Origin of the sequence: Cupriavidus nantongensis (genome assembly GCF_041726985.1) — a bacterium.
In the GTDB taxonomy this organism is placed as follows: Bacteria; Pseudomonadota; Gammaproteobacteria; order Burkholderiales; family Burkholderiaceae; genus Cupriavidus; species Cupriavidus nantongensis_A.
Genome location: NZ_CP168302.1, coordinates 800,195 through 814,379, shown reverse-complemented (window position 1 = coordinate 814,379; position 14,185 = coordinate 800,195). Strand labels below are relative to the sequence as shown.

At 61.1% G+C, this 14,185-nt stretch carries 12 protein-coding genes; 6 read left to right on the top strand and 6 right to left on the bottom strand.

The features are described from left to right. Positions 1-106: 106 nt before the first annotated feature. The gene (locus tag ACEI37_RS03430) at positions 107-982 is read right to left on the bottom strand and encodes a hypothetical protein (protein ID WP_373377337.1); all 876 of its coding nucleotides are present in this window, start codon (positions 980-982) and stop codon (positions 107-109) included. A 478-nt stretch (positions 983-1,460) separates the two neighbouring features. Beyond that, positions 1,461-2,036: a DUF1294 domain-containing protein gene (locus tag ACEI37_RS03425; protein ID WP_373377336.1), complete on the bottom strand. Its 576-nt coding sequence runs from the start codon at positions 2,034-2,036 to the stop codon at positions 1,461-1,463. Here ACEI37_RS03425 and ACEI37_RS03420 point away from each other — a divergent pair. Then, on the top strand, positions 2,004-3,200 hold the full coding sequence (locus ACEI37_RS03420) for a restriction endonuclease (RefSeq protein ID WP_373377335.1): 1,197 nt from the start codon (positions 2,004-2,006) through the stop codon (positions 3,198-3,200). The genes ACEI37_RS03425 and ACEI37_RS03420 overlap by 33 nt on opposite strands. 913 nt (positions 3,201-4,113) lie before the next feature. After that, positions 4,114-5,184 (top strand): helix-turn-helix transcriptional regulator, encoded by a 1,071-nt coding sequence (locus tag ACEI37_RS03415; protein WP_373377334.1) that lies wholly within the window; start codon positions 4,114-4,116, stop codon positions 5,182-5,184. Here the strand turns inward: ACEI37_RS03415 and ACEI37_RS03410 are convergent. Next, positions 5,133-5,921, bottom strand: coding sequence for a hypothetical protein (locus ACEI37_RS03410; protein WP_373377333.1), 789 nt, complete (start codon positions 5,919-5,921; stop codon positions 5,133-5,135). The genes ACEI37_RS03415 and ACEI37_RS03410 overlap by 52 nt on opposite strands. An 826-nt stretch (positions 5,922-6,747) precedes the next feature. Between ACEI37_RS03410 and ACEI37_RS03405 the strand changes: the two genes are divergently transcribed. Further along, positions 6,748-8,430: a hypothetical protein gene (locus ACEI37_RS03405; protein ID WP_373377332.1), complete on the top strand. Its 1,683-nt coding sequence runs from the start codon at positions 6,748-6,750 to the stop codon at positions 8,428-8,430. Continuing rightward, positions 8,427-9,920, top strand: a complete 1,494-nt coding sequence (locus tag ACEI37_RS03400) for a hypothetical protein (protein ID WP_373377331.1) — start codon at positions 8,427-8,429, stop codon at positions 9,918-9,920. Before ACEI37_RS03405 ends, ACEI37_RS03400 begins: the two co-directional genes overlap by 4 nt. 592 nt (positions 9,921-10,512) lie before the next feature. Here ACEI37_RS03400 and ACEI37_RS03395 read toward each other — a convergent pair. Then, entirely contained in the window at positions 10,513-10,890 is a 378-nt protein-coding gene (locus tag ACEI37_RS03395) for a RidA family protein (RefSeq protein ID WP_373377330.1), read from the bottom strand. Positions 10,891-10,893: 3 nt separating this feature from the next. Next, on the bottom strand, positions 10,894-11,019 hold the full coding sequence (locus ACEI37_RS03390) for a hypothetical protein (RefSeq protein WP_373377329.1): 126 nt from the start codon (positions 11,017-11,019) through the stop codon (positions 10,894-10,896). Between the two features lie 201 nt (positions 11,020-11,220). On the opposite strand from ACEI37_RS03390, the gene ACEI37_RS03385 reads away from it, so the two are divergent. Further along, positions 11,221-12,096: an alpha/beta hydrolase gene (locus ACEI37_RS03385; RefSeq protein ID WP_373377328.1), complete on the top strand. Its 876-nt coding sequence runs from the start codon at positions 11,221-11,223 to the stop codon at positions 12,094-12,096. Positions 12,097-12,149: 53 nt separating this feature from the next. On the opposite strand, the gene ACEI37_RS03380 is transcribed toward ACEI37_RS03385, so the two are convergent. After that, on the bottom strand, positions 12,150-12,863 hold the full coding sequence (locus ACEI37_RS03380) for an FCD domain-containing protein (RefSeq protein ID WP_373377327.1): 714 nt from the start codon (positions 12,861-12,863) through the stop codon (positions 12,150-12,152). A 269-nt stretch (positions 12,864-13,132) separates the two neighbouring features. On the opposite strand from ACEI37_RS03380, the gene ACEI37_RS03375 reads away from it, so the two are divergent. Beyond that, on the top strand, positions 13,133-14,122 hold the full coding sequence (locus tag ACEI37_RS03375; RefSeq protein ID WP_373377326.1) for a Bug family tripartite tricarboxylate transporter substrate binding protein: 990 nt from the start codon (positions 13,133-13,135) through the stop codon (positions 14,120-14,122). The last annotated feature ends 63 nt before the right edge of the window (positions 14,123-14,185 follow it).

Genomic DNA, 14,185 nt, shown 5'->3' with positions numbered 1-14,185 from the left:
CAGCCACGCCGACAAGCGTCCTCGCCACGCATCGGCCGTAAGCAGTGGTATCGGGCCAGCCGGCCGCGGCAGCAGTAGTTGTCAACTACCCGGAGGCACGTGTATGTCAGGCTGGAGCTTCGGAGACTTTGGGCATAACGTCCCAAATCGCTGTGCATTTGTCCATGAACTCCGATAGATCGTGTTCACAGGCCGCAATACCATCCCAGTCTATGCCAGGTATGTGAGAGAGCGCCAAGATTCGATCGATGAACCATGCCGGCGCATCCAGGTTGATTGAGATGCTTATTTGTCCACTATTTTCGTGGTCATTTTCAAAGCGGCCACTCACGGAAGACAGAAAGCGAGACCCGAAATGGGGGCCAATTAGACCCAGATCAACTTCAAATGCCGTATTTGCAAGACTCCGAAGCTTAGCATAATCAATCCGTGACAAGTTTTGATAGCACAAAGCGACGTAGTCGTTGTCGTGGCGAGCCACGCCGTCTGCCTGCGTTAAAAGTGGCATGAAGTGCGACAAAAACTCCGGAAGCCGTTGGCGTACCCCGCTGCAGGCTTGGCTCACAGCATCGGCTATCCTCACAAACTTCCTCCGCCGCCTCTCTTCCGAGGTCGGTTTCACAACAGCATCTGATGGGCTCGAACGTGTGAGCGTGGCGAAATCAACCCTGCTAAATCGCTCACCGTGATCCAGCAGAGCTAGGAAATGAGCGCGGGCCGTATCAACACATTCTCGGGAGAACCATTCGCTGAATCCGTCCTGCCTATGCTCGAGTGGTGCATGCCACGGTGTCAAAAAGAAGTGCAGGGCTTTCTCTGCTCGAACAACATCCGAGCGTTTACCGGCGAGAACGATGGAGACTTCCTCGTCCAAGTCACGCAGGCCAAGGGCGTCCCACCGGTCGCGCGGGTGAAGCGCTAAACCAACTTTGAACTTGTCTGTGGCGTTGGGGGCAGCTAAATAGAGATGCCAATTCTCCATGGGCGGTGCGTCCTAGTGCAGAGAGTCAGGTTCGGCTTCGTTTTGCAGAATTTTGTCCTGCTGGACGCCCACGGGCTACCCGTTTCCAAGGCGCCGGGAACAATTTTACATCAGCAAATTTTGCAGATAATTGTTCTTCCGCTGACGGTTGAGGGAATTTTGTTCCTTTTCCAAACGGATCGGTCAGTCGCTGCCCGGCCCGCTGCGGCTTGCGAAGCCGAGGGCGGCGGTCGTGAGAGGCGCGCCGTTTGCGCGTCGAACAATCACGGTGCACGCCGGCGAGGCTCGTGGCCGCCGCCACGGGTCTGGCCTGGCGCTCCTTGGTGTGGACCATGGGGCCACGAACAAAATTCTGCAAAAGGGGGAACATTAGGGATGGCCTCGTCCGGAGACCATTGAACGATGCCTATTTGACATAACACCCGTAAGCCGCAATTTGCCTGGACATGGCTCACCGCGGCCTTCGGCTTTCCCTTTCTCAGGCCGCCATGACGGCTCGCCAAAGCACCATAGCGCCAACGTTCACGACGACAGTGCCCCAGAAAATCGCCTGAAACGCCCGCTTGCGATTCTTGTGTCGTAGCAGGTGCTGGGCGGCGAGCGCGCCCGGCCAACCGCCGCAGAGCGCCAGCAGGTGCAGGGTCGTCTCAGGCGTGCGCCACGTATGCCGGCTGGCCCGCGTCTTGTCGTCGCCATAGGCGAAGAACGTGATGAGGCTCGCCACGAGGCTGACCAAGCCGGCTTGGTGTGGAAAATAGCCCATCAGGGCGCCGCCGGCGATGAGCCCCAACGCCGCGAGACCCGCGAACACCGGCCAAAAGCTTGCGTCCGGCCGCGCCTTCGGTGCACCGACGATGGCAACGTTCAGGGCTTGTAGTCGGCCGTCCCGGCCTTTGCCGAGCTCGAAGCTCACGCGGTCGCCAGGCGTTGGTGTCACGGCACGCGTTTGTAGGGCGGTGATGTGAAAAAACACATCCTTCGTGTCCGCGTGGACGTTGATAAAACCAAAGCCCTTGTCTGCATGCCACGTCTTGACCCGACCTGCTTTTCTCATGGTTTTTGTCTGGTGTTGCGCGAAGGATGCAGTTTAAGGGATGCCGTCAAGCGAAACTATGGCGGCATCTGTGAAGTTAACGGGTATGAGCGGGCGGCACTGTCACCCGTAGTCGGTGGGGTGTTGGCTCGTTGCAACCCGTTGTGTGTGTCAGATCGGGTAGATTTGCCGATGGCGGGATGCCGCGGGCTGCAATGTATAACAATAACAGGTAGAGAAATGGGTCGCAGAAGGAAGGAGCCGTCGCTTAGTGAGATATTGATCGATGCGCCGTGGTGGGTATCTGCAGCGCTGGCCGTGGGTGCCTACATCGTGTTGCGCGGGATCGTCCCAGCGATATTCGGATCGAGCCCATTGTTGACGGGCATTGCGATGCTAAGCCAGTCGTTAGCGTGGGTTCCCGCCGCCATGTTCGGCTTCATGGGTGTGCTGTCATATATCCGTGCGCGGCGGAGGGAAGGGGCGAGGCAGCAAGAAATTCCCGTGAGAGCGCGGAGTTCCCGCACGAGTCGATCGTCGTCGCGGTGGAAGTCATCCTCATCCTCCGGTGAATCCGCCAGGTCAAGGGAGGACGTTGGCCCGCCGTCGCGGACAGCCCCCGTAGCGGAAAAGCCGGAAATCCATAGCTGGACGCTCGATGCCCTCCAGCAGCTGGAGTGGAAGCGATTTGAGCTGCTTTGTGTTGGGTACTACGAGGCGATGGGATTCACCGTGAAGACCGTGCCCCATGGTCCCGATGGCGGCATCGATGCAACCTTGTACAAGGCTGGCCTGGATGTTCCCGTGGCCGTGGTCCAATGCAAGGCATGGAGCAAGCCGGTGAAGGTGGAACAGGTCCGCGCGCTTGCCGGTGTCATGCACGAACACAAGGTGCGTCGAGGCGTTTTTTGGTCGTTGTCTGGCTATGTCGGGCGACCGGTGCAGGAGTCGGCGGAGCGAGCCGGCATTCAATTGCTTGATGGTGCGGGTATTGTCGAACGGATTCGCGCACTCGATCAGTACAAGCAAGCGACGTTGCTGAAGCAGGCGTTTCGGGGCGACTACCGCACGCCGACATGTGCCGCCTGCGGAATCAAGATGGTGGAGCGGAAAGGGCCGGCTGGCGCATTCTGGGGGTGCCTGAACTATCCCGGTTGCAGGGTCACGCTGACCCGCAACGTCTAAGAACCAGCTCGATAGATCATCGCGCTTTCAGGCAATGGGTCCCTCTCAGTTAAGGCTGGCTGTTCGGCAGGCTGGAGCGCCGATTTTCTGCCTCGATACTAACACTCCCCTTTAAGCGAGTCATGCCTCGTGAATCGCCCAGAGCGCGGCAAGAACCTGGCACCTTCTATCCGGTGGGCTCTTTCCGACCCAACTCGGTCGTAAGTGGCTAGCCGTGTGAGCGGCTGGAACGCGGCCTTGTGGGCTCATCAGGTTCCAACAGTCTCCCCCAGGGAAGAGGTATATTCCGGAGATGTGCGCACCCGAATCAGATTACTCAGCTTGCGATCATGGCATTTCACCTGACTCACCGATGTGGCGCAATGGAACCCGGAGGGTCCGACTCAGAATTTTTCGCGTTGCTACGCGAGCTGGATGACCGGCCAGAAGACACCGAGCACGGCTCCGTCGCTGTTACGCACGAATCCGAGTGGTGTTTGTCTGTATCGCGTGGGGGCTACGTCGTATTCGAGAACCTCGAAACGGGAGGGGAGCGGCATATGGAAGGTGTCCCCGTGAGCAAGATTATCGAGTTGTGGCGTCATTTAGCTCAAGGCGATCTCGCGCAGATTCACATGGAGCAATGGCTACCTGGCAATTGAGCTGCTGGGAGTCAATAACAGTTCACCGCTCAGCGACGGTTTCTCCCTGCACAGCAGACGCTTGCCGAATAGATCGGCAACGACTGCTTCTGGCCGGCAAGCGCCGGTCAGCCAACGCTCGTACAACAAAGGAAGGTGGCTTCCGTGCAGTGGGCGTCGCGCAGAGCAGGGTCGGTTGTACGGCAGGCGTTCCGGCACCCGCCACGGTGGGATAGACACGAGAGCCGATGATCGCCTAGAGTAGGCGCCCGCAATTTTCCATTGTACTCCCCATGCCATTGGGCGATTTCGACTATCTGGTGCTGAAGGTGCTTCGCGCGCACGCTGGAAGGTGGCAGCGGTCGGGCGACCTGATTCGTGAGGTCGCCGCGCGAGATGCTTCCGTCTACCCGAAGAAGGTCACGCGGTCCTTCCTGAAACTGGAAAACCACCAACTAGCGCAGCGCCGTGGCGAAGATGCCAATCGCGAATGGCGCGCTATGTCAGCCGTCGCAGTCAACAAGGATGCACTGCGGCCACCGGTGGACCTAGCCGTTGCCTTACTGAAGCTGCGGCAGTTGGCCAATTCGCATTTGCCTGCCACGGTTACCGATGGCCTCGCGGATTACTTCGGCGGTGCCGTGCGCGTGCTGGAAGAAAACGTGGCAGCCGCGCGGCTGGCAACGGCCCGGGCATGGATGGGCAAGACGACCCGGCTCGACGGACGTTATCCTCTGATCGCGCCTCAGGTTCGCGAAGGTGTACTGGATGCGGTACTCGACGCGCTCTATCAGGATGGCTGCGTCGAGATTCACTATCAGAATGGACGGACTTCCACCGTGGAGCCCCGGCGATTCACCATATTGCCACTTGCGCTGGTGGAGAAAGGCCCGGTCCTGTACCTAGTGGCCGATCGCCCGCGTACCGAGGGTGGCACCAAGCGGCACCTGTTGCGCATGGACCGGATTCACGCTGCCGCCACATGCGATGCCGTGCTGGCGCGGGATGCGGCATTCTCGCTCGAGGCATACGTACGGGACGAGCGGACTTTCGAGTTCTTCTCCGAACCGCCCGTGCAAATGGTGCTGCGCGTGCGCGAGTTGGGTGGTTTCCTCAGCCCGTTCCGCGAGCTGAAGTTTGCGGAGGACCAAGTGATCACAGAGATGGAAGGCGGGTTCATGCTGACCGCCACCGTCACGCCCTCGATCGCACTGAGTAACCTGCTGCTGGAACGCGCGGATGCAGTCGAGGTGGTCTCGCCAGCGGCCCTGCGCGCCGATATTGCGGGGCGGTTGCGGCGCGCGCTGGACGCCTACGGCGGGGCGAATTTGCCGGCTGACGACGAGAGGTCTGGCCACGGGTAGGCTAGTAACAAATCCGCTTCGGTGTTGGCAAGTTGCGAACACAATACCTGCGTTGGCGTACTACTGGGCGGAACTTCCAGATCAACGTCCGACGCGACTCCGATGCTGGCATACGACATGGCCGCGCAACCATCACGCTGGGCGCTGTTGATCAACGTCCGGACGCTTGATGCCAAGGTCGCGGGAGACGCAGCAACAACGCGATGCACGCGCGCCAGCACGTTCCGCGATGCAAGCGTGGCAAGCCGCTCGCACCGGGCATTTGCATCTACTTCGCTCGCATCGATGATGGCCGCACCTGCAAGGATGCGGACGGCGGTCACGAGACTGCAGGAACTCGACGTGATCCAGCATCCCGTGCGGACCATTGGCAGATGTCGCGCTTCGCCTTCGGCCAGCACGACGGCCGCAACGCCTTGCTCGCGTGCCGCGCGCAGCGCCTCAACGGGACCTAAGAGATTCCACGGGGCCTGCAGGGACGGTCCGGCAAGGCCCTCGAGGTCGACCATATGCACGATTAGGTCAGTGGGCCCGCCATCGTTGTGGTCCGACCAGACGATACGCCGATCAGCGGCATTCAACGTATCTACCATGGCGCGAAGTGTGTCACGGGCAATGCCCCAGCGCTGCACCGACAACCGGATTGGCGGGATGTGGCCGACCTCGTCGGCATTACGGGGACCGGTGCGGTGGTCCGAGGGACTGGCATGGTCGTCACGATGCGAAAGCTTTAGCATGGGTTCGATCTGGTCTGTTGCGATGTTCCAAGTCTTAACCCCCAGGTGGACGATGGCTGTCCAGGATAGCTTGCACCCGAACTGGACGCTGGTTGTCCGGTTCGCCGGCTAGGCGGCGGCTCCGATCGCCATGGACCGTGGCGACTTACCCCACAAAAGGGCGCTACAGAGTGGCGCCGCGATGTCCATGTTGAAGAGGTGGGGGGCCGACGTCCGTCGAGGCTCCAGGGCAATACATCTGGAGAAGCCCATGGGTTGGTGGAACAACACGTCCCGCGCGCTGAGGAAGGGCGCGAGCTTCGTAGTGGGGGGCTACCAGCACCCAAGTAGGGTGGAGAAGATCATCAACGCACCGTAATCGTTCCACGAATCCTCGGAGAGACGACGATTGTGGGCAACTTTTACCCTGCTGCTTGAGACCGCGATGGCGGCCTTTAGCGCTTGGCTTGCAACGACACTTTTCGGAGCGGTCGTAGTGGCGGCCTTTACCTGTGCGCTTTCGGTTGCGTACAAGGCGACTCCGAAGCGCCCGCTGGAGCGTGTCCTTTAACCCTTGCTCGGCTGGCGCAAGCATAAGACGGCCAAAGGTGCCACGTCGCGAAACCGGCACCCTTCGGGCGACAGTCGCGGGCCAGCACATTATCCGGCGATGTCTGCGTGCGAATCCAAGCAAATGCGGCAAGCCACCCCACCGAAGTGGGCTTCAGTGCGGGGACAGCTGGCCGATAGAAATGATCACGTTCGTTGCGGCGGCTGGTCAGCCCCGATGGCGAGTAGCAAGACTGCCACTCTCATTGCACTACAGAATCTCCAGGACAGGCCTACGATGACCAATATTAATCAATTTCTGCGCGACAACCTCGGCAAGGTTTCGAAGAACATGCTGGTCGCACCGGACATTCCGGAAAAGAAGCTCAACAACGCCGTGAAGGCGTTCTCGCACGGCGACAGCATCTCCTACGTCCCGTCCCACGTCGTGGCCCTGTTCGACAACACGTTGTTCGGTAGCGCCAAAGAGGGTCTGCTGTTCACGGGCGAACGCGTGATATATCGGGAGACGTTCGGAGATCCGATCGGGATTCCCTACGCGACGGTGGACGCCGTGCGTCCGCTGCCCACGGCCAAGGACGACACGAAGATGGAAGGGATCGCGGTCTCGCTCAAGGGCGGTGGGAGCGTCCAGTTCAAGAACCTGCTGGAGTGCGACTATGTGCTGCTGGCCAAGATCCTGAATTCTGCCACGCAGTCGTTCGAGGAATACAAGGAAGAAAAGCAGTTCGTGCCGATCAGCGAGATGAGTGAGGCGCTGAAGGTCGCCTATCTGAAGCTCATCGTCAACATGGCGGTAGCCGACGACGCCACGATCGACCGGCGCGAGTTCGCCGAGATCCTGATGCTGATGACACGCCTGGATCTGGCCACGGAGTCGCGCTTTGCGCTGCGCGGGTACATGGCCTCGCCCGAGGCGCTCGCGCCGGTGGAGGCATTGGTTGGCGAGCTGGACGCTGCCTGCCCTGATGGCCAAGAGCGCTCAGTCCATGTCTCATTGGTCAAGGACCTGATTAACGTCTACCTGAGCACGGGCGGCAAGGACGTCAAGGAGTTCGCATTTCTCAATATGCACCGGAGCCTCTGGAAGGTGACGAACGACGAGATCGACCTGGCGCAGCGCGTGATCCGCAACGATCACAACATGATCAACGAGGACTTCTCGGATGACCAGATCGTCGCGGCGCTCAAGGACATCTCGGCCCGAGCCGCCGCGGTCGGGACGCCCCTGGCTGCCGTCTACCTGTCGGGATCGGTGATCGGTCTGTCGGCGGCGGGAATGACCTCCGGGCTCGCCGCGCTCGGCATGGGCGGATTTCTTGGCCTCTCGAGCATGGCCACCGGCATTGGCGTTGCAGTTCTCATCGGCGTGGGTACCTACGCGGGCATCAAGAAGCTGACGGGCGCGAACGAACTTACACGCGCGCGACGCCGGGAGCTAATGCTGCAGGAAGTCATCAAGCAGACGCAAAGTACTATCTCGCTGCTGATCGGCGATATCAACTATATGACCACGCGTCTGAACGAAGCGGTCCAGGCGCACGGTACACAGGACGCCAAGGTCAGGGAGTTGCTGAACGTCATTACCCAGATGACGGCCGCAGGTACGGTGTTGAGGAACCGTGCAGAAGACGTTCAGAGCAGCGCGACGCGGCTGCGGTGCGCCGCCAACCTGGATCTGGACAAGCTACGCATGCTCACCCGCGAGCCGACCAAGGCAGATCTCTGCGACTTTATTTCGGGCTTCTACGAGGAGCGGGAGATGACGGTCGAGACTAACGGGCAAAAGTCGAAGGTCAAGCGCATGGTCATCCGGCGCACGCACGCATCGCGTGAGCTGGAAACACTCGCAAGGGCGTTCGAAGCCATCGGCTACTTTAACGTTGGTGACGTGCTCATGGGATCCGCCATGGATGCGGCCGGCAAGGCGAAAGACAAGATCGCAGGGCTCTTCTCGTGAGTCGTTCCGGCAAGTTTGACGACGAGGCGCGTGCGCTCCTCATCCAGACGCATCAGCTCGAGCAGGCCGACAGGAAGCTCGGCGAGCTCGACCTGGCGCTGGATGCGATGCAGGCGACGCAACGCCAGAACGCAGTGTTGCTGGACGAGGCGATCGCCGTGGCCACCCTCTCGATGCAGGCAAGAGAGCACGTAACGATCGTCTTTGATGAGGCCGACCTCTGGTTCGACGCGCCCGAAGACACTGCCGAGGACGGCCGTCCTGCCACGCCAGTGATCACGCTGCTCGACACACTCGCGGCGCCAGACGCGGGCGCATCCGGATGGGCGCAATACCTGGCAAACGTGGAGTCGTACCGGTCACGCCACCAGTTGGCCCCGCTGGAAAGCCCATTCAACCAGTTGATGACGCCCGCGCAGCGCGTAGCCCTGGAGCAGAGAATCAAGGCGGAGTTCTCGATTCAGGGGCCCAACTGCGACAAGTACGACTACATGATTGCGGGAACGGTGGGCCTGATCGGGGGCATCATCGATATTCTCTTTGTCGGTCTGCCGGGACAAGGCGTACTCACGAAGGTCACGGACGAATGGGTCAACAGTGCGGTGCGCAAGTTCGCTTCCCTGGTGGGCTGGAAGGGGGCGCGCGATGGCAAGGATCCAACCGCCAGCGCGATCGGCTACCTGGAGCGGCTGTATCGCGTGAACTATGACCACCGGCATGGTGGCGATGTGAATGGCGCGTTCAGGATGAGCACGATGAACCATCACATCAAAAGCTTGGGTCACTCCCCAGACCTGGTGGGGCTGTTCTTTTCCATCCTCGGACAATTCACCAACACGGCGCACTTCGTGTCGGGTGGGAAGCTGATCACCATCGATACCGAGAACTTCGAATTGCAGGGCGGCACGCTGGCCGCGAAGCTTTTCGCGGGCTTTGCCAACTGGCTGGGACACCTGTTCTCCGATGTGGCGGGCTCTTCCGGCGCGTCCGGACGGGGCTCCGGTATTCCGATTCCGTTCTATTCGCTGCTGCAGTTCATCGACGCGGGCGAATTCGGCCAGCACCGCCAGACCTTCGCCACCATTGCGGTCCAGGTGTTCGAGGAGGGCTACGACCTGCGTCATGGCTTGGCGATGGCCATTCCGGTCTTGATAACCGAAATGCTGACGCGCCTGCTATGGGTGACCAAGCAGCGCTTCTATCACAAGCGCCCGTGGCGGGATTGCATCCCCTCGGCGAGCGTCCCGGAGCTTCGCCGGATGTTGCTGGTCGCGCATGGTGCACTGTGCCTAGTGGACGTCGCGGATGCCACTCTGCGCTCGGGCGGTGACCTGGTCCAGTTCATGCTGCGCAGCAATCTGATCGCCTGGGTCCGGCTTGGTTCCCTCGCCTTGAAGGAGTTGACTGCCTTGGTGCGGCAAGGCAGTCTCGATGTCGAGCGTGTCGATGCGCACCTGGAAGCGGAGTATCGCCGAATGCTAGCGGTGTGAGCGTGGCAGCCTTTCCCCGCCGATGGAAGGAACGAACGAGGCGCCGCCTTTCGGGGGCATCGAGCGCGGTCCCCAAGTGACTCGTGTTCTGCATGCCGATCTGTGAGAGCCCAGCCAAGCTGCTGCAAATGGCCGGTCTCGGTCGGATGCCCGCTGCGGAACTGCGACCGTCGCTGACCGACCCTTCTAAGCCATTCGTCTGCGCAGCGCCGAAGGGCCGAAGGCGACGGTGTCCGCCGCTCTCTGAATGTCCGATTGCTCACCACACCCTCCGTGTCGCGGCACACGCAAAAACGCTAGGGAACTTCGCCAGGCCTTCTGTCGTTTGCCTATCCGCTATTGCATGAGGGCGACTCGGGGCTGCTCTAAGCCCGTTCGGATCTCGCATTAGTACTACGCTAAGCTCGTATGGAGTTTTGCCGGGCTTGTGAGGCCGCGAAGCCGCACATCCGGGGGGGCATGCAAAGCTTCTCGTTTATTTGCGCGCCGAAGCCGACGTCGCAGGCACTGGCGGTAGTGGTGGTGGTGGCGGCCCGCAGGGGCAGGCTGCACGTTACCAATGTATTTTCCTAGAAAGAATGTAGCGCCGAGGCTAATGGTGAGCTGCCGCGTAGGCGACGATCTCGATGCGCATGCCGGGCACGACCAGTGCCTTGACCACGACAGTGGAGCGGTTCGGATACGGGGGCGCGAAGTAGGTTCGGTAGACGTCGTCGACGGAGCGCACATCGTCCGCCTCGGTCAGATAGATAAGAACCTGCGCGACGTCGGCGGTGCCTAGCCCAGCTGCTGCCAGCGCGAGGCGAAGGTTCTCGAAGGTGAGACGTGCCTGCGTTTCGATGCTGCCGGTTTCGATGGAGCCGTTCTGCCGCACCGGGCCGTGCGCCGTGAACACCATGCCGCCCGCTTCGGTGGCCCAGGAGAACGGCTGGCCGAGGCTTGGCAGGCTAACGGGAATGACGTGCGCCATGGCTCAACGCCCTCCGGCCGGGTCGTGCGGCGCGGTGTTTACGACGAAATGCGCGACAGAATCGACCCGCGAATATTGCGCGAGCGTCAGGCGCCCGATCGGTCCGGCCACCGTTATCAACGTTTTCATGCAGCTCCTCTGTCTCTATTCCTTGGGTAGTGGATGTCACGCCATGATCCCAGGCGTCCACAAGGTCGAAGTTAAGTAAATAAAAAGTCAATGTCAACACAAACATATGTTGCATTTATAAATTGTATGATCGAGTATACGGTCACTGTGCGGCAGTGCCGGAGGTTGCCGCGTCCGCTAAGAGTCTTTCCCGGTTGAACGATGAAATCGCTTTTGAATCCGCAGATGCCGCTGCCAAGCGCCGCGGCGCAGGCTTATGAAGAACGCGTGCTGGCCCTGGCGCAGCAGGCTGGTGTCGGACTACGCGTGGCGAAAGATCTGCCGTATGGCCCCGACCCGCTCCAGCGCTTCGATGTGTACGCAGCACAGCGCGTCGCGCCCGATGCGCCCCTGGTAGTGTTCTTCCATGGGGGAGGGTGGACCAACGGTTACAAGGAGTACGCGGCGTTCATGGCGCCGCACGTGATCTCGGCCGGTTGTGTGCTGGTGACGCCGGGCTACCGGCTGGCGCCGGCGGCGCCATTGCCGGCCGCGGTCGACGACGGCATGGCGCTGTTATCGAGGCTGGCGGGGTTGCTGCCCGCGTGGGCGGGGCCGGCACGCCGCGTGGTGCTCGCCGGCCATTCGGCCGGTGGGCATCTCGCCGCGCTGCTGGCGCTGCGTCCCGACGATCTGGCGCGCGCAGGTGTCGCGGTCGATGCGCTCTTGGGCTGCATGCCGATCAGCGGCATATTCGACCTGCACCACCCCGAGCCCGCGCCGGCGTCGCTGGAAGCGCGCGTCTATGACATGGTGCTCGGGCCTGACACGGATGATGCGCAAATGAGTCCGCTGTGCTGGGTACGCGGCAACCGCATCCCCTTCGTCCTGAGCTGGGGTGGGCATGACAGCCTTCGCGTCAAGATGTCGAACCGCCGCCTTGCCAGTGTGCTGGCACTTCAGCCTGGACCGGTCGCCTCGTTTGTCGATCCGGATGCGGATCATTTCCAGACGCATACCGATCTCGCGGACCCTCACCATCCGTGGTACAGGCGGCTGGCCAGCCTCGCGCAATCTGGCATCGTACCGCTCGAGTGAATGGAGGCGCCACGCTGGGCACGTCCTTCGGGCGTTGATGTCGTGATCGTCGCCTAGTCCGCGAAACGCTTGCTCAGCACCTCGGCGGTACGCATGAGATGCTGCCGCATCAGATTTGACGCCTTGTCAGTGTCACGGGCCAGCACCGCCTCCATGATATCCAGGTGCTCCTTCATCACGTCGTCGGCCAATTCCTTGCTCGAGCGGGGATATGCGAGACGAATGCGGCGGTACCGCTCCGAGTGATCGACCAATTGTTCATCGATACGCAGCAGCCATTGCGAGCGGGCGGCCGCGATCAGCGCGAAGTGGAATCGGCGATGGGCCGTTTCCCACAGCTCTACGGCTACCATGTCGGACGCATCGGTCGGCAGGCGAGCCTTGGTCAGCTTGTAGTACGCGGCCATGATGTTGGCTCCCCAGTCGTCGTCGCCATGCTCGATGGCGTCTGCCAACAGCAGCAGCTCGATCGATGTCCGGGTCTGCATGAGATCGAGGAGGTCGCTCTTCGACAGCTTCGAAACACTGAAACCCCGTTGCCCCTCGTTGCTTACCAGCCCATCGCCGCAGAGCAGCATCAGCGCCTCCCGGATCGGGCTCAGGCCGAGGTCGTACCGCTCCTGCAAAGACTGCAGGCGTAGCTTTTCCCCCGGTGCGAGACGGCCCGCGATGATGTCCGCTCGCAGCAACTGATATGCCTTTTCGGAGATGGTCTGGCTTGGCGCCTGGGTGTGCTGATGCTTGGCCGGCAGGTCGGAAGTCCGCATGGTGGTCCGTCAGGTGGTCGCGTGGCGAGAGCGCGCGGCTCCGGCCTGTGGTCTACGTTGCAATTTGTCGCGTGTCCGAGGATTCATAAATTTAGCCTCAACCACGAAATTATGCACTACCCGATGCACACAGCAGCTGTCGGTGGGCTCGCCTCAGGGTAAACATCATCTTTTATTAGCGTTGCATAAATTTATAATTTTCTCGCGTTATAACATGAAACGTCGTTCCATATGTGAAACGACATGACCCAAACTCTGAGGAGATCGGCATGTATTTATCCACAAGGCGCCGTGCCCTGCTTGCGCTTACGGCCATTGCCGCCACATTGGCGGCAGGCAGCGCGACGGCCCAGGGCGGCTACCCAAACAAGCCGGTCACGCTCGTCGTGGCTTATCCAGCCGGCGGTGACACAGATGTCCTGGCCCGCCTGTTTGCGGAGAAGCTGACTGCACGCCTTGGCCAGCCGGTCGTGGTCGAGAACCGGACAGGCGCCGGAGGTACCATCGGCAGCGCCTACGTGGCCAAGGCACCAGCCGACGGCTATACGCTTCTGTTTGCGCCGAACACCCTTGTCATCTCGCCGCTGGTGCTGAAGCCTGGTAGCGGCGCTGCCTACGATCCGCAAAAGGACTTCACGCCCATCATCGAACTCGGTACACAGTCGCTCTTTGTCATTGTGAACAAAGGGGCCGCAGCCTCCACGATGTCCGAGTTCATGGCGCGCGCCCGGACCGGCGACATCCAAACCTATGCGAGCCCGGGCAATGGCTCGCCCATGCATATCCTGGGCGAATTGTTCAACAAGGCCGCAGGCGTCAAGATCTCTCAGATACCCTATCGTGGCAGCGCGCCAGCCATCGTCGACCTGCTGGGCGGGCAGGTGCCGATGATGTATTCGACGCTGGGGCCGGTGGCCCAGTATTTTCCGTCCGGCAAGCTGGCGCCCCTTGCAGTGGCCGACGCCAAGCGTTCGCCGTTTGCGCCCAAAGTCCCGACCCTGCGGGAACTCGGCTACAAGGATGTCGAAGTCGGTGCGTGGCAAGCCGTTCTCGGTCCCAAGGCCATGGCTCCGGGCCTGGTCGCCACACTGAACAAGCATTTCAACGAAATTCTGAAGATGCCTGAGGTGGTGTCCCGCATGGCCACCATTGCGGTCACGCCGCTCGGCGGCGAGCCGGCCACGCTTGGAACACTGATCGCCGAGGACTATGCGCGATACAGCAAGCTAGTAAAGGAGTTCGGCATCCAGGCCGATTGAGCAGGGCGGCCGCCACAGGTCGACCGGCAACTGGCTGATACGTAATCCCATTGCCGCACGGGA